The organism is Gordonia hongkongensis (assembly GCF_023078355.1).
Lineage (GTDB): Bacteria > Actinomycetota > Actinomycetes > Mycobacteriales > Mycobacteriaceae > Gordonia > Gordonia hongkongensis.
Genome location: NZ_CP095553.1, coordinates 97,735 through 113,582, shown reverse-complemented (window position 1 = coordinate 113,582; position 15,848 = coordinate 97,735). Strand labels below are relative to the sequence as shown.

The window sequence follows — 15,848 nt, the reverse complement described above, 5'->3', positions numbered from 1 at the left end:
CCGGGGCGCAAGCGCCCCGTCGGGGTTCGGCGCGCAAGCGCGCCCGAAGGGCGCCGCAAGCGGCGCCGTAGTGGCGTAACGTTTCGGTGTCCCGCTCCCCATCGGCCTACGGCCGATTTGCTGGAAGGTGGTTGTGGTGCACCGTGTTTCATGTCGCACAGTCTATCACGACTCCCGCCGTGCAACGGGCCTGGACGCCGCCGTGCCGGCCTGCGGCCGACCCTGCACCCACACCCACCGACCGCCCTGCGGGCGCTCTCTGACTCCATATGAAACATACTACCGCACAACAGAATTAAAAACCATTGCTACACAACCGATTCCCTACGGAAATCTGAGACCACCACGACCGTTCATTGCAACCAAAAGGGCCGGCGCGCGCCCGTCATGTCAGCGAATCGGAGGTTTGCTATTCGTTACCGTCGCGTTGCTCTGTTGCCACACCCAACGAGAGAGCGCTCGCACAGGGGAGGGAGGGGACCCCCACCATGCACCCCCCCTTCAACCTGTCGGTGTCTGGGAGTCTGAACCGGGCACCGTGGCGGGGTAGCCGAGTTAGGCGCTCACCTACCCCGCCACGGCGGCTCTCAGCGAGCCGCTAGACCCGGTCCCAATCACTGACCGACGTCGACGTCAGCGAAGGCGAACTCTGGAATCAGCTGCAACAGATCCGTTTTCAGCCTTCAGACACCGGTCGAATGATATTCCCGACCCAGTTAGATCAGCTCTGCACCCGGCCGCGGGCGTGAGCGCGTACCTGCTGCCTCAGCTTCGTACGTACCTCGTCATGGATGGTGGTCGATGTCTGTTCCGCTGTCTCTACGGACACCACGAGCGCGTATCGCACGGTCTTGCCGGCGCGGAGCCGTTGGGCGTCGTCCATGCACTCGACGTGGATTGGGAAGGTGCCATCGTCGCCGAACACCATCGTGCGAGTGCCCTGCACGATCTCATGTTGGAGGCTTCCGCGTCTGACCGAGTTATGTTCGGCGTCGATCCGCTCGCCGCCGGCAAGTTGAGTGTCCGGCGTGGCGAAGTAGACCTTGGCGCTTCGGTAGCGGTTGAACTGGCCGACGGTGGGGACCATGTAGGCGAGGGTGATGGTGAAGCGGTGCCACTCTGCGCGTGCACGGAGCGAAGGCGGCAGCGGCAGCTCGTAGGTGTGGCGTTGGTCGCGTGCGATCAGTCCCCCGCCGACCAGCACTGCCCTGTTCGTGGCTGCGGTTCCGAGCCGGTCGGTGTCGAGCCGGCCGTAGCCCAGGAGCGCGGTCAGGTGGCGGCGGGCTTGCTGGTTGGTGAGGCCGAGTTCGCTGCGTAGCCGCGCCTCCCATTCGCCCCAACTGCTGGCGTGGGCGAGGAGGGCTCTCACGAGCAGGGGGTGGTACTGCGGGTCCGGTAGCGGCGCGTCTTCGGGATCGCCCGCGCCGGCTTCGAGGATGTCGTACAGGCGGCTGGCTTCGCGGGCCACCAACGCGGTTGCGTTGCTCGTGCCGATGGTGAAGACGGTGTTGTTCGTTGCGCCCGCTCGCCCGGGCGCGGCTACTTGCAGGCCTGGCCCGATGGTTGCGGTCGGAGCCAGTTCCACCGCGACGGTTTCCTGCCCGCCCGGCGGTGTGACAGGGCGGGCGTAGAGCGCCCTGCCTCCGATGTGATGGAGGTCGGGCTTGACGGAGCGGTCGACGCCGGGGCCGGTCGCGCCGTAGTGGGCTGGGCCGTTCGGGTGGGTGATGTCCCAGGCGGTGTCCGGCACGTCGATGTCGCCGAGTCCATCGCTGTGGGTGGCGCCGATGGTCAGTGCGTTGAGGGCGTCGCCTGGAGGGAGGATGCCTCGCAGTAGTGCGGCGTCGTAGACGGAGCGGAGCGCGGCGGATCGTGCCGAATCGGTGGTGCTGATGGCATCGGCCGGGATAGTGAGCGGGCCGAGGTGGTTGCCGGCGCTGACGATGAACAGCAGGTTGTAGGAGTGGGCCAGCCAGTCGAGTAGCCGTCCGACGGGGCTCATTCGGCGCACGAGCGCTCGGGCTTGCGCACCGATGGAGAGGTTGATGATGCGCACGCTCGGCGCGACCGGACTCCGACCTGCCTCTCCTTCGACGATTCGTTTGACCGCGCGGTGCAGCAGATCGGTGAGCAACCGGTCCGGGAGGATCTGCTCGTGTCCTGTCATGAACTCGTGGGGTCGCATGATCGGCCGGACATACAGTGGCCGGTCGAGCGGTTCGCCGTCGGCCGAGAGGTCACCGTGGATGATCAGCGAGGCCATCGCGGTGCCGTGGTGGCGCGCGCCCAGCGGGTAGTTCTCGCCGAGCCCGTCGGGGTCGTCGACTACCAGCCGGCCGGCGAGGGCGTCGTGGTTGGGAAACGGCAACCCATCCAGTAGGGCGACCCTGGGCAGGCCGTCGGTGCGTTCTCCGGGTTGTAGGCGGACCTCGCTGACCGGTTCTGTGGTCGGTGGTGCGACGCTCATGGGAGTGAACGGGTTGACGAACATGACTTCGTCGGTGGTCAGTAGCCGGATCGACGCGGCCCCGTCGGCCAGCAGCGAGTGAACCTGTTGGATCGGCAGCTCCGCGAGCAGGGCGTGGTAGTTGATCTCGCCGATCTGGGAGCGGTCGAGCACACGGCCGCCACTGTCGGAGATGACCTGCTCGACGTGTGCTTGTGCTGTGGTGCGCTTTGCGGCGTCGCGGCGGTACCACAGCTCGACTTCGACCATCACGGTGCTGACGGACTGGCCGACGACGTCGAGTTTCTCCTGCCACTGCTCGCGCAGGCCGGTCTCTCGGATGCGATCTTCTGGTCCCCACCGTCGGATCGCGGTGAGCTGCTGGAACGCGGTCTTGAACTTGCCCAAGCCGTGGGCGAACTTCGCTGACGGGTCTGCTTGCCAGGCGTTGAACAGGCGCAGGAGTTCGTCGATCGCTTTGGCGTTCGACATCATCAAGTACAGGGAGTGCTGGACGGGCTTGTCCGTGCGGCCGCTCTCGGACTCGGTCATGTGGAAGTCGTCGTCTGGGTCGGACTGGTCTCCGATCAGCTCGGACAGGAACTCCAGTCCTTCGATCTTGTCGATCGCGTTGCGGAAGTCCTTGATGCTGCCGGCGAGGTCGAAGACGACCACCAGCGCTGGGTCGACCTCGTCGGGTGTGTCAGCGGAAAGACGTGCCCGCTCAGCGTTAAACGCTGCAGTCAGCGCACCGAACTGCGGCGTCAGCCGCTCCCCCTGCCGACCGGCGTTGGGTTTGGACACGCGCGGCATATTCGGTGTCCCTTGTTTAGGCCGGTCTAGCACCGTTGGCGACCCGAACGCCAGGAGCGGCCGGCGCTCCGCGGTCACCCCGCCGCCTGATCTCGCCTGTGCTCAAGACGTTCCTGAACGATCCGTCGTAGGTTGCTGTCGGGAAGTTCGAGCACGGCTCTACGGCGCACGTCCAACGCGAACTCCTCCAGTTCGGAGAAGCTTGCTCCCGCGAGCTTGTCCGCTAAGGTCCGGGGGGCGAATCCGAGGTCGCCGCCCAACCGAGCGGCGAGGCGTTCCAGGAAGCGGGTGGCCTGTGCACGACTCGGCGGTTCAAGTTCAGCGCGAATCTGGAAGCGTCGCCATGCCGCCCGGTCGAGAAGTTCGCTGTGGTTGGTCGCTCCCACCAACAACACATGCGGGGGAAGCTGGTCGATCTGGAGCAGCAGGGTCGAGACAACCCGTTTGATCTCCCCAGTCTCGTGCTCGTCGGATCGTTCCTTGGCGATGGTGTCGAGTTCGTCGAAGAACAGCACGCAGCGGCGGGTGCGGGCGAACTCGAAGGCGTTGTCGAGCCGTGCGGCGGTCTCGCCCAGGAAACTTGATACGACCCCTTCGTAACGGATGACGTAGAAGGGCAGCATCAGCTCCGAGGCAATGGCCTCGGCGACACTGGTCTTGCCGTTGCCCGGCGGGCCGGACAGCAGCAGTCGATTGCGGGGCTCAATCCCGTAGCTGCGCAGCAGCTCGGCGCGCTTCTGCTCCTCGATCAGCTCGGTGACGACCCTGTGCGGGACCGGAGCAAGTTCCAACTCGTCCAGGCGCCGATGAGGAACGATCTCCTGCACCAAGTCACGAATCGCTGCGGCGCGGTCATCACGCGGAACGGCCTGCCCGGTGGTGGTGATCAGCTCGGAAAGGCGGTCGGCGACGAGATGATGCTGGTTGGCTCGCTCCTCAGCGATCACCGCCTCGACGAGCACGCGGAAACGGTCGCGATCACCACGGCGCTCAGCCTCGACGAGATCGAGAAGCAGGTCCGCACGCGCCATCATCGGCCTCCCTCAATCATCGCCAACCCATGCTGTTGCTCGGCACCTTACCTGTGGTGATCTCTCAGCTATTGGACCGCGCCGAACTGGCTGCCCAGTGGAAAGGCTGGTCTGCTCACCGAGGGGTTATCTGGGCCAGTGACGACTCTCAGATACGTCTTCTGCGGCGCCGCGGCCTCGAGTGAATCCATCAGCGCCGCCTGCTCTTCACCGAGATCGGCCAGTCGCCTCCACAACGCGTCCACGCTTCGACCGAGCCGCTGTAGCCACGTCGGTGCACGGCCTGCCAAGGCCGCCGCCTCAAGCAAGGCTCACTGAGACCCATCCAGGTCCGCGGCACGCCACAACTGGTCGCGGATGCTCTTCTCGGTCACGAGAACAATGATCGCAGGAGCGATCGGCACAGACCTCCGAGCTCTCGCTGTCGCTACGATTGCGTACCCCACGTCGCCCCTAAGTTCGAACATCGCAGTAGACTTCCGAACACGTTCCGAATACGATGGCGGGCATGACACAGACCGCCGTGCGCACCTCCAAGCGTCACTCCTCTGACCTGAGTAAGCGCCCCGCTGAGGTGTTCGCCGAGGCCGAGGATCACCCCGTGACGGTGACCCGCCGCGACGGCGAGAACCTCGTGCTCATGTCGCAGCGCGAAGCCGATGGCCGCACCCGCCTGCTTGAGTTCGCCGCCCAGCTCATCGGCGTGGCCGTCGACGACGACGGTCCACTCGCCCAGCGGATGACCCGAGTGTTTCCCTGGATGCTCGCCCTGTCCCCCCGCGACCGCGACACCTGCGCCCACAACCTCGTCGACGCCGCACGGGCATCGTTTTCCACCGGCCAACCCCACCTAGCCCTGGCCGAGCTGACCTCGTGGCGCGAAACCGCAACCGCCATCGCCGCCGGCCTCGGCCACACCGACCTCGACTGGCTCGACGCAGCCGACACCACCACCCTGGTCGAGCGTCCCTAACCGATGGCCGGCAAGAAGGGCGAACTCGTACCCCGACCGACGAAGAAGACCGAGTACGAGATCCGCTTCGCCACCACCCATGCGCGCAAAGGATGGCGGGATCTCTCCGCGACCATCCGCAACGCACTCGCTGACACGTGGGACTTCCTCACCCACACACCCCTGACTACAACGCCCACGAACTACCCGCTGCGCGGCGATCTCGCCACCATCACCCGCGACACCACGACCCATGAACGCTGGCAGCACAAACCGACGGTCAAAGGTACAGCCCGGATCTGGTTTTACGTCGACGACCGCACCGTGTACCTCGAGCAGGTCCACACCAGCCACCCCAACGAAACGAAATGAGCCCAGATGAGCGAGGACCGACCGGCGAACATCGCCGGTCACCGAGAGTTCGACCGGTACTACTCCCAAGTGCCGTTCGAGATCCAGGACTGACCCCATGACACTCAACCTCGTTGAGCTACGTCGAGGCCCGGCCAACCGCAACATCTGGTTGCCTCCCTTTGACTTCCAAGTTACCTATGAGAACGACCGATGGTGGGATGAGCCGCGATATCGAGACGACGACCCCTGGTTCGTACAAGTACTCGAGGACGGCGCCGAAGTTGCGCGCGTGGAATTCGACGACCCCGGTGGCATCAACCTCCAGTACGAGAACGTGCCACCACTCGGACCCGAGCGATTAGAGATCCAGTTCTTCGAAGTAGCCACGCCCGCCCGCCACCGCGGTATCGGAGCCCGAGTGGTGCAGGCGCTATATGAGCTGCACACCGATCGACGGTTGTTCGCATACTCCGAAGAGGCCCACGGATTTTGGGCATCGCTTGGCTGGGACCGGTTTAGTCACCCTGAAGGCGACCGGTACTACCGACCGCTATTCATCCAGCCGCCAACTATCTAGCCCCGCCCGATACTCAACTCATGTCCACTCCCCTTAATCGTCGCTCTCGCCGGGATGCCATCACAGCCGCAGGTGAAGCCGTCCTCGTCGAGGACGAGGACGGCACAGAGACACCGGTCACCGCCCTCACTGTGGAGCGCTGGCCAGCCGACCTACGGGCTAGCAGCACTTTCGTGTGCGCGGGCTGCAAAGTCCGAGTTCGTCCGTGGAATATCCACTCCACCCGACGCACGCCGACATTCACGGCCTCACCTGATCCCCATGCCCCGGATTGCCGCCGCGGCGCAGACACCCACAACGACGATGGCTCCGCGCGCGACGCGCGATCTGAGGTCCAGGGCCGCGACATAGCAGTTCCCGTATCCCTAGTCATACCTCGAGACTCCGTCCGCGCCGGCTCCACCGACGACGCAAACCCAGACCAGCCAGCGCCCAGCACGCGGTCACGAAGCCGTGCAGGGTCACCCACGCGGACGCTCGCCCCAGGCGGGCGAAGCGATCACGCTCGCGCCCTCGGACGCGTCGTTGATGCGTGGATGCACTTGGCAAACCGAGAGACACGGCGCCGACACCCACTCGAGCTGCCCGGCGTTGACACCGACAACTACTCCTACGGCTTCAAACGACTCGACGCCTGGAACGGCCCCATCGCCTCGTCCCCACCGCGGGTCTTCTACGCCCAGCTCCGCTTCGCCGCGGCCCCCCTCGAAAGCGGCAACCTGCTTACCGTCACCCTGCAACCCACCCAACCCATCCACCAACTCAAGACCTCACCCCGTCTAGCTGTACTGCCCAGGCAGGTTGGTTGAGGGATTGCGACGACACGCGGTAGTGGGTCGTTGAACAGCGAAGGTCTCCCGTCGTGAAGTGGAGCTGCTACGACACACACTTCACAACCGGGAGACCTTCGTGGTTCACGCTAACGCACCTTTGACCCCCAAGGGCCGACTACTGCTGGCCCGTCGCATCGTCGATGACGGCTGGCCCATCGTCAGGGCAGCCGAACACTTCAACGTTTCGTGGCCGACCGCCAAACGCTGGGCCACTCGCTATGTCGAGATGGGCCCAGAGGGCATGTACGACCGCTCGAGTCGTCCTCATCGCAGTCCGAACCGCACCCCCGAGCCGATCAAACGCAAGATCGTGGCCCTGCGGTGGCGTCAGCGCCTCTCACCCCAGGCGATCGGCTCCCGACTGTCGATGCCGGCCTCGACCGTGCACGCGGTGCTGGTCCGATGCCGGCTCAACCGGCTCTCCCACATCGACATCCGCACTGGGGAAGTGATCCGCCGCTACGAGCACCCTCATCCGGGCTCGATGATCCACGTCGACGTCAAGAAACTCGGCAACATCCCCGTCGGTGGCGGCTGGCGGTTCGTCGGACGCGCCAAAGGACGCAAGAATCGGCAGGCCACGCCGGGAACCCGCCGGAGCAAGCACCACAACGAACTACTCGGACATGCCTTCGTGCACACCGTCATCGACGATCACTCTCGCGTCGCCTATGCCGAGATCCATGACGACGAAACCGCTGTCACCGCAGCCGGAGTCCTTCAGCGAGCCGTGGGCTGGTTCGCGGCCCGCGGCGTCACTGTCGAACGAGTCTTGTCCGACAACGGTGGCTGCTACCGCTCAGCGTTGTGGAAGCGCACCTGCACCGAGCTCGGAGTCACGGCGAAGTACACACGCCCCTACCGGCCGCAAACCAACGGCAAGATCGAACGGTTCCACCGGACCATGGCCGCCGAATGGGCTTTCGCCCGGCACTACCGGTCCGAACAAGCCCGACGCGCAGCGTTGCCAGGATGGTTGCACACCTACAATCACCACCGGCAACACTCCGCCATCGGCCGGAACGTTCCCTTCAGCCGCTTGACCAACGTCCCTGGGCAGTACATCTAGCCCACCTGATCATCGACCGCACCAACTGGTCACGCGGCCGCCGATCCGCCCTGCGTCGAGAACTTGATTGGGCCTACCCCGCCAGCCGCCAGCTATGGACAGAGCGCCGACACGGCGTCACCGTCTTCTTCCTCGGCCACCAAAATGACACTGACACATCCCAATACACCACAGCCGACCAGCGGCTGATCTACATGACCGACGACACGATCACCTACTGAAACGCGAAATACCTCGCGCGTCTGAGACTGATGCCGCAGGCCGCGAATCAATCGATGTGAGTGGCTAGGTCAGCCCGGCTGCTAGCGCCGCCTTTACTAGCTCGGCAACGCTGGTTGTCACTGCCGCGGTACCGAGACTTTCAGCAAGACGCGCCAACAGTCTGCCGCGTCGGCGCGCATTGTCCGGGTTCACCTCTTCGCCGGAAAGGGACTCTTCGAAATCGTCGACGGCCTGCTCGATCGTGGCACGATCATCAACGTCATCAATCTCGCTGAGAACCTCGCGCAGTTGCCCGAACTGCTTAGCCAGCTCAGCAGGCATGGCAGTCACATTCTGTGTCTGCTGTGATTGATGACCAGCACCAATGACTCCCGAGTTGGACCCATTCACGTGAATCTCATTGTGATCACCGCCGTACATGTGGAACTTCACCGAACTGTCGACCTTTCGTCTCTCAGGTACGTTGTCGAACTCAAGATCAGATGTAAGATCTGCTACCAGCTCGACGAGCAAGTTGCGTACCCGCCCAACGATCCCCGCGATCTGGGCGTTGGCAACTACGAAGTAGATCCGTTCCACCATCGGCCCTTGACGGGAACTCCACAACACCGCAAGTGCTGTCAAGGCTTCATGGGTGAAGGACAAACCCGAGGCACCGGTCGCCATCGCCTCCAATTCGTCGACCGGCTGGCGCAAGTCCAGGGACGACGGCAACATCTCCCGAAGATCCTCGGGTATGACCCATCTGCTGATCATCTGGTTGCGAGCAATCTGAAACCCACCAACCGAGTCGGCGAACAACGGCGGATCGCTGATCGACCGGTAGGCAGGCAACCGGTCCTGTGGACCGTATCCGTGGAGTTCTCGGTGCGCCCACGCCCGCAACTCATGCGAACCGCTTCGCTGCCCCAGCATCAAGCACAACCGCAGCAACGCAGGCACCGTCTGCTCCTCTTCAAGAACCCGGTCCCGCAACGCGCGCAGCAACTCCTCATTTTCCACACTCGAACCGTATATCGCAGCCGGTCGGGCTGGAGGTCGGTGTGCACGCCACAAGTAAGGATCGGTGGCTCGGATGTATCAGCAGGTTGAGGTGACCGGCCGTTGGGGCGCAGCACGTTGAGGTGGTGCCTAACGGACCCGCATTACCGTGATGCTGGCGGTCCAACCGAGCCCGCGGCTGGCGTACGTGCTGCAACAGCCACCTCGACGTCCGAGTGGTCCGGGAGCGGGGCCACTCGTGATGCTCCGTAAGAGCTTCTGGTCCACCACCCGCTTTCGCTGAGGCGTCGTCTTCCACAGAAATCGAGCGACCTCATCAGCTACCGACCCACCACTCCTCGACCGGCCACGGCCCTCATGCCCCATCCGCGAGTTGCGCAGGCAGCGCGACCTCGACGGTGCGGTCACCGAGTCGGGCGGTGATGGTGACGTCGGTGGCGCCGGCGGCGGCCAGGTAGTTGGCCAGTGTCGACAGCAACAGGTCATCGCGCGCCTCCAGCCCCGACACGGCGGCCTGTTTGATGCCCATGCGCTGGGCCAGTTCGGTCTGGGTCAGCTGCGCAGCGCGGCGGATCGCCGCCAACCCCATCGCATGCGCCCGGTCGGCCTGGGCCATCTCGCCGCGGATCGTCTCCACCCGCGCCGCGGTATCGGGGTCGGCCAACAGCTCCGCGATCCGCTCATTGCCGCGCCGGAACGTGGCCCGCTTATCCTCGCTCATCAACCCTCACCTCTCTCAGTCTCGGTTTGCCGTTTCCACGCCTCGATCGCCGCATCCGCGCGCGGTCCGACGCTGTCGTAGAACACATCACCCATGCGCGCCTTGTCCCCCGAAAACAAGGCCACCACCACGTGCTCGTCGTCGGGGAACCACACGATCAGCCGCACCGCCACGCCCTCGCGGTACGGGTGCGACACCCGCCACACCACATACCGCTTCGACTGCCGCACCCGCTTGAGCGTCGCCGATTCCACCACCGGCGGCTCCTCAAGATCGGCGAGCACCTGCAACTCCGCCAGCAACAGATCCAACCGCAACCGATCCACGGCATTGCCCGCCGCAGCCGACTCCTCAAGCCGGGACAGGAAGTCGTCGAACTCGCTCGACCAATCGATCAACACACCGCAGATATTACTCGAAAGCAATATCGCTCGCAAGCGATACTCTATGGGGAGTGTGACCACGCGCGCCTGGGGCCGCGAGCGACGTGCTTTCAGTAGCGACCACATCGTGGCCGCTACCGTGGACGAGTGGCAGCACGCTGGCACCTCGTTCTCGCCGCAACGGCGGTGTTCGTGCTCTCTGGCTGCGGCGACTTCGTGAGCAACGACCTGGGCCCGCGTGATATCGACGAGGACCGGGCGCGATCTGCGTTGTCGGAGTCGCGAATCGCCGTGCCGGAAGGGTCAACGTTTGTCGCGGGCGTCGAGTCTCCGCCGGGCTTTGTGGGTAGTAGCTCGTGGTACCTCCGTTTCGACGCACCCACCGCCACACCGGCGGCCGTCGCCGAGCTGAATGCGGCCAACGGCTTCGGAAGCATCCACCGGATCGCGTGCGGGAGTCCGTTGCTCACCAGCGACTCCCTACAGAAGATCGGCCTACAGTGCGCTCGAAGCGGTCAGTGAACAGGATCGCGAGCTCGGTGGTACATCTGCGACCTCGGTTGCGGCGGATCAGGTTTGGGTGGCGTTGAGGTAGATCGTTCGGGGGTCTCGTACTGGATCCCAGGTGGCAGTGAGGTAGTTAGTGGACTGCCATCGCGTGGACCTGACCAGTGTCGAGCTCGGCGCCGGCCCGTGGCGGTCCTGGGTTTTGATATCGAAGTAGTCCCGGGTGATCGGAGTGGGTGGGGGAAATCCTGACCGGTCGAGTAACTGGACCAGCCTGTCAGCAGACGGTGTAACGATGACCAGATATGCACTCGAGTCGGGGAACGAGCTGAACACCTCGCCGTAGACGACATCGTCCACCGTCGAGGAGGACCAGTCCGATTTCCTCGGCCAAACTTGTTGCGTCCTTAGCTGACTCGTAGGTATGCGGGGTCATCCCCCGGTCGATCCACTCGAACAGCACCCATCTCAGACCAGCGAGGCCCGCCATGGCGCCGACGACAACAATCAGTTCTGCGGCCACGCCTTTCCACCAGCGGAAACGACGGGCGGCCTGGCCGTGACGAGACTGCCGAACAGCTGGCTTGACGAGTGTGTTTCCGCGTGTGAATACGGTCCGTTGGTCCGTTTGTCGGCGCTTCATGGGGCGTACCGGGTAATTGAGCGGGATATGAAGTCTGCGGTGTAGTCTATGAGAAGCAGATACGGTCCGGTGACTTGCCATTGGGCGGTGTCGGTGGGTGCTGGTATCCGCCACGTTTGGTTCCCTGTTTCGGCGTCGTATGCGCTAAGGATCGGGATGTTCGGCCGGTGGTTGGCCGTCGGTTCGCCGTCGAATAGCAGTCGTGTGCCGTCGAATCCGAGATAGCGCTGCCCATAGCCGATAGTCGGCTGGCCTCGCTGTTCGCCGGTTTGTGCGTCGAACACCGTCCACGTCCCTGTGAATCCTTGGGCGTAGTCGTCGGACTCGATCGCCACGTACCGGTCATCGAGCAGTTCCAGCGAGTGCTTCGACATGCCGGTGTCCCAGCGCATCACGCGATCTCGGATTGACGCGACCCCAACGGCGGACCCCGATGACACCGCGATCTCGTCGCCGTCAACCGCCGTGACTCGCTCGAAGCCCACGGGGACCACCCGCCAGCCTGCGAGTCCACCAGTTCTCACACCGTCGGCGTCGAAGAACTCGAGCCGGTAGTCCCCCGGCTCTGAGCGGCTCGTCACGAACCCGGAGGGGTGCAGGACCGCCGCGTCGGGTGGTGTGCCGCTCTCACTGTCGGTGCGAGAGAAGACCCGCGTGCCGGTGTCCAGTCGGTAGATGGTGAAACCGCCGCGCGTCGAGTCGGTCACGGCGAACAGGTTGCCGGCATCGGAGACGACCGCGCGGTCCTGATTGACCGGCGGTTGGATCGACCAGTCCTGGTGCCCCTGCGAGTCGAACTTGGTGATCGTCATCTGCCGATCGGGCGGATCGTCTACGACCTCGAGGCGATACTCGACTTTCGGTGGGTCGCCGTGGGATAGCTCTTCGGGGATCACGACGTTGTCTACGTCGTTCGTCTCGATGAGGAAGCCGTCCACGACACCCGTGAGGGTCGTCACGGAACCGGCGGTTCGGATGAGCGCGGCGGCTTCTTCCGCGCCGGTTCGTGGATCAATGAACGACACCCGGGTAGCGACGGCGCCGTCTACGCGGACGCGTCGGGTGCAGGCCAGCTGACCGTCGCCGCTCACTGCACACCAGTCGTCCCAGCCGATCCGAGGTGTGCCCCACAGCGGTCGCCCGGTGTCGGGGTCCAGGGCCTGGAGCGCGCTGGGTTTGCCGATCGTGGTCTGGGTGGCCTGGACGATCACCACGTCGTCGTCCGCGGCCGGCACCACGACACCCGCGTCGCGGAACTCGTTGCCGTACAACGATCCCGCATCCACTGTCCACCGCGCTTCCGGCGCTATGGGCATCGGCTCAAGGATCGGGGCGGCGGAGGGGGTGCGTTCCGCCTCCTCGTCGCCACCAGTCACCACGGTCACGATCCCGAACACCAGCACCGCGGTCGTCAACAGAGCGAACAACACCAGCGCTTCGCGACGACCGCGATCTGCCATGCGCATCACCTTCCTGGCCTTCATGTCGAGGCCGGCGGCGGGCCTGTGTCGTCAGGGCGGTCAGACCGGTCCGCGGCTCGTTGCTGCTCGCGGGCGGTCTGTCGTTGTTGCTCGGCGCGATCGCGCAACTGCTGCAGGAACTCTCGGTCTGCCTCGGGGTCCTGCGGGATGTAGCGGCTGGGGTGGTCGTACTCCGGGAACTCGCTGGCCGCACCCGGATGTTGCCGTCGCGGTCGTTCATCACCTATAGGGCGCCCGACCGCCAGCCACACCAGCGCACCGACCAACGGCAGCATCACCACCAGGATTACCCAGGCGAACTTGGGCAGCCCACGTACGGCGGCGTCGTCGGTGGTGATGATGTCGATCAGCACGATCACCAGGATCACCAGGTACATCAGCCCGAGGTACGGCACCGCTTTCCTCCTACCGCCAGCTACTACCCCATCACCTCGTGCGCTGGGGCGCGAACGATCACCCTAACGCAAACACCTTCCGCGACAGCGCAAGTCAATAGTCGGCGACCATTCGCGTTTCGGCTGCGGCGCGACACCGTCAGTACAGATCGTCCTCCAGCTCAGCAGAGCGGTGTGCTCGCCGGGTAAGGGCAACGATGAACGCAGCGAGCGTCAGCCCGCCGGCCAGCCACACCGGCCATACCGGAATCGACCACCACAGATACGCCGCCGCTAACGCGACGGTGAGGGCGGCCAGCACCATCGTCGCTCGCGTCCCCACACTCCAACCAGACCGGGCGACGCCGCCCTGCGAATTTGTGGGCGTTTCGTCGTTCGGTGCGTTATTTGTTGCCATTGCTGCTCCCCGATTAGCTGCGCCGTCAACACATTCACTACATTGTTTGCAATGCGCACTTTACCAACGCGTCCGGACTGTTATCGGTCATAGTTGCAGGCATGTCACGGCAACGGCAATTGGTTTTGGTCAGTGCTCGGATCACCGGCCACGTCATGTGGTGGGTCTTCGTAGTCTCCGCCCTCTTCGCCGGTGGAATCACCTGGTGGGGCACGTATTCGACGATCGGCGCGGCATTCGCCGAAGGACAAGCCGGGTGGACTGCCTACACTCCCACGACTGGCGCGGTCTACGTCGACCTCATCGGTGGCAGCCCCGGCATTCACACGTGGTGGCAGAACCCCGGTTTCTACGCGCTCGTAGCGTTTGTCGTTGTCGTCGGTGCTGCGCTCGTTGACGCGATCGCCGCCAGACGCCTCGTCGCCGGGATCGTCACCGTCGTGGTGCCGTTTGTGGCGTTGGGGTTGTTCGTGCTGGCCACCCCCGGAATCATCAATGGGGTCGAGCTGCGCAGCATCCTCTCTATGGCTCTCGTCCTCGCCGGGGTGGCGGTACGAGAAGTGTGGATGCGCGCAGGCGCACCGACAGCAGATGCTGAGTCTCATGAATGATGGACGGGCCCCGCGGACCGTCGAGGTGTCGCAGCCGGGGTAGTGGTGATCGAACCAGCGCCGACACCGTGGCCGCCCGCCCATCTCGGTTCGGGCCGGGTTATCAACGCCGTTCCGGGCAATGACTTCGGGGGTGTCATTCCCGAATCCGGCTCCGTTACCGCGAGTACAACCAGGGGGCATCGAGGCAATCGCGGGACGGGTTTGTCCGGTTCGGTAACGATGTCCGAGTGGGTTGCTATAGGTAGTTGACATTCGATCGGCCATCACGCGCCGGTCGCCGTTTGTGTGAAAGGCTCTCCCGCTCAATGGCTATGCCCCCGCTCCCCCCTGCCGTCTCCTCGTCGGACTCGCCATCTGTCCCTTCACCTCGCAGGACTCGCTCGCGGGTTCTGATCGGGAGCTACGCGGCTGTGCTGGCCTTGGCGCTCGGGGCGTGCGGGACGACCCACACGACCACCGAGCCGGTCGCCGACACCTCGGCCCTGCCTGTGACGACGTCGGCCGCGACGGCGTCGGAGGTGGTGTCGCTGCCCACCGCGACGCCGGTCGTCACGGTGTCGGCGGCACCGGCCGCGAACAAAGCACTGGCCACGCTGGACACCCTCAAGGTGAAGGGGCGCGCACCCAAGACCGGGTATGACCGAGCTCTGTTCGGGCAAGCCTGGACCGATGACGTGAACGTCGACAGCGGCCACAACGGCTGCGACACCCGCAACGACATCCTGCGCCGCGACCTCACCAACATCGCGCTCAAGCCCGGCTCGAACGGCTGCACCGTGCAGTCCGGAACCCTCGCCGACCCCTACACCAGCACCACCATCCCGTTCGTGCGTGGCCAACAAACTTCCTCGGCGGTACAGATCGACCACGTCGTCGCCCTGTCGGATGCATGGCAGAAAGGCGCCCAGCAGCTCTCCGCCGCCCAGCGAACAGACTTCGCCAACGATCCGCGCAACCTGCAAGCCACCGACGGCCCCACCAACCAGCAGAAAGGCGACGGCGACGCCGCGACCTGGCTACCGCCCAACCGCTCCTACCGCTGCACCTACGTCGCCCGTCAGGTCGAGGTCAAAGCCGCCTACCAGCTGTGGGTGACCCAGGCCGAGAAGGACGCCATCACCCGCGTCCTCGGTAACTGCGGCGCCGCGGTGCCGGCACCGACGACCCGCCAGGTCCCCAACACCCGCACCTCGACGGCGACACCGATCCCGGAACCGACCTACACCCCGCCGACGACCACCTACACCCCGCCACCCGCGGCTGAGGCACCGTCGTCGGTCTACTACGCCAACTGCTCGGCAGTCCGCGCCGCGGGCGCAGCCCCGATCTACGCCGGCCAACCCGGATACAGCCGCAAACTCGACCGCGACGGCGACGGCGTCGCCTGCGAATAGCGTCCTGAGATGCG

Annotated in this window: 15 protein-coding genes; 7 read left to right on the top strand and 8 right to left on the bottom strand. The window is 64.8% G+C overall.

Features of this window, described 5'->3' with window-relative positions; all coding sequences use genetic code 11:
* Positions 1-721: 721 nt before the first annotated feature.
* Both MVF96_RS24460 and MVF96_RS24455 read right to left on the bottom strand, forming a co-directional pair.
* The gene (locus tag MVF96_RS24460; RefSeq protein ID WP_247452284.1) at positions 722-3,337 is read right to left on the bottom strand and encodes a S8 family peptidase; all 2,616 of its coding nucleotides are present in this window, start codon (positions 3,335-3,337) and stop codon (positions 722-724) included.
* Positions 3,334-4,290, bottom strand: coding sequence for an AAA family ATPase (locus tag MVF96_RS24455; protein WP_247452287.1), 957 nt, complete (start codon positions 4,288-4,290; stop codon positions 3,334-3,336). Before MVF96_RS24455 ends, MVF96_RS24460 begins: the two co-directional genes overlap by 4 nt.
* Before the next feature lie 508 nt (positions 4,291-4,798).
* Here MVF96_RS24455 and MVF96_RS24450 point away from each other — a divergent pair.
* The 4 genes from MVF96_RS24450 (at position 4,799) to MVF96_RS24435 (ending at position 8,075) form a co-directional block, all read left to right on the top strand.
* Positions 4,799-5,263, top strand: coding sequence for a prevent-host-death protein (locus MVF96_RS24450; RefSeq protein WP_247452283.1), 465 nt, complete (start codon positions 4,799-4,801; stop codon positions 5,261-5,263).
* A 3-nt stretch (positions 5,264-5,266) separates the two neighbouring features.
* The gene (locus MVF96_RS24445; RefSeq protein ID WP_247452282.1) at positions 5,267-5,614 is read left to right on the top strand and encodes a hypothetical protein; all 348 of its coding nucleotides are present in this window, start codon (positions 5,267-5,269) and stop codon (positions 5,612-5,614) included.
* 97 nt (positions 5,615-5,711) lie between these two features.
* On the top strand, positions 5,712-6,173 hold the full coding sequence (locus MVF96_RS24440) for a GNAT family N-acetyltransferase (protein ID WP_247452281.1): 462 nt from the start codon (positions 5,712-5,714) through the stop codon (positions 6,171-6,173).
* A gap of 909 nt (positions 6,174-7,082) precedes the next feature.
* The gene (locus MVF96_RS24435) at positions 7,083-8,075 is read left to right on the top strand and encodes an IS481 family transposase (protein ID WP_155225357.1); all 993 of its coding nucleotides are present in this window, start codon (positions 7,083-7,085) and stop codon (positions 8,073-8,075) included.
* A gap of 285 nt (positions 8,076-8,360) precedes the next feature.
* Here MVF96_RS24435 and MVF96_RS24430 read toward each other — a convergent pair whose 3' ends face one another.
* From MVF96_RS24430 to MVF96_RS24420, 3 genes are all read right to left on the bottom strand, one after another.
* Positions 8,361-9,299 carry an AbiTii domain-containing protein gene (locus MVF96_RS24430; protein WP_247452280.1) on the bottom strand — a complete coding sequence of 313 codons (939 nt, stop codon included), beginning with the start codon at positions 9,297-9,299 and terminating at the stop codon, positions 8,361-8,363.
* Between the two features lie 355 nt (positions 9,300-9,654).
* Positions 9,655-10,020 carry a helix-turn-helix domain-containing protein gene (locus MVF96_RS24425; protein ID WP_247452279.1) on the bottom strand — a complete coding sequence of 122 codons (366 nt, stop codon included), beginning with the start codon at positions 10,018-10,020 and terminating at the stop codon, positions 9,655-9,657.
* On the bottom strand, positions 10,020-10,421 hold the full coding sequence (locus MVF96_RS24420; RefSeq protein ID WP_247452278.1) for a hypothetical protein: 402 nt from the start codon (positions 10,419-10,421) through the stop codon (positions 10,020-10,022). Before MVF96_RS24420 ends, MVF96_RS24425 begins: the two co-directional genes overlap by 1 nt.
* A gap of 129 nt (positions 10,422-10,550) precedes the next feature.
* On the opposite strand from MVF96_RS24420, the gene MVF96_RS24415 reads away from it, so the two are divergent.
* The gene (locus MVF96_RS24415; protein WP_247452277.1) at positions 10,551-10,925 is read left to right on the top strand and encodes a hypothetical protein; all 375 of its coding nucleotides are present in this window, start codon (positions 10,551-10,553) and stop codon (positions 10,923-10,925) included.
* Positions 10,926-11,549: 624 nt separating this feature from the next.
* On the opposite strand, the gene MVF96_RS24410 is transcribed toward MVF96_RS24415, so the two are convergent.
* From MVF96_RS24410 to MVF96_RS24400, 3 genes are all read right to left on the bottom strand, one after another.
* Complete coding sequence (locus tag MVF96_RS24410) at positions 11,550-13,013, bottom strand: hypothetical protein (RefSeq protein ID WP_247452276.1); 1,464 nt, start codon at positions 13,011-13,013, stop codon at positions 11,550-11,552.
* 20 nt (positions 13,014-13,033) lie between these two features.
* Entirely contained in the window at positions 13,034-13,429 is a 396-nt protein-coding gene (locus MVF96_RS24405; protein WP_247452275.1) for a PLD nuclease N-terminal domain-containing protein, read from the bottom strand.
* 139 nt (positions 13,430-13,568) lie between these two features.
* A complete protein-coding gene (locus MVF96_RS24400) occupies positions 13,569-13,826 on the bottom strand; it encodes a hypothetical protein (RefSeq protein ID WP_247452274.1) in 258 nt (85 codons plus the stop codon).
* 101 nt (positions 13,827-13,927) lie between these two features.
* On the opposite strand from MVF96_RS24400, the gene MVF96_RS24395 reads away from it, so the two are divergent.
* Complete coding sequence (locus MVF96_RS24395; RefSeq protein WP_247452273.1) at positions 13,928-14,437, top strand: hypothetical protein; 510 nt, start codon at positions 13,928-13,930, stop codon at positions 14,435-14,437.
* 308 nt (positions 14,438-14,745) lie between these two features.
* Positions 14,746-15,834, top strand: coding sequence for a GmrSD restriction endonuclease domain-containing protein (locus MVF96_RS24390; protein ID WP_418930457.1), 1,089 nt, complete (start codon positions 14,746-14,748; stop codon positions 15,832-15,834).
* Positions 15,835-15,848: the final 14 nt, after the last annotated feature.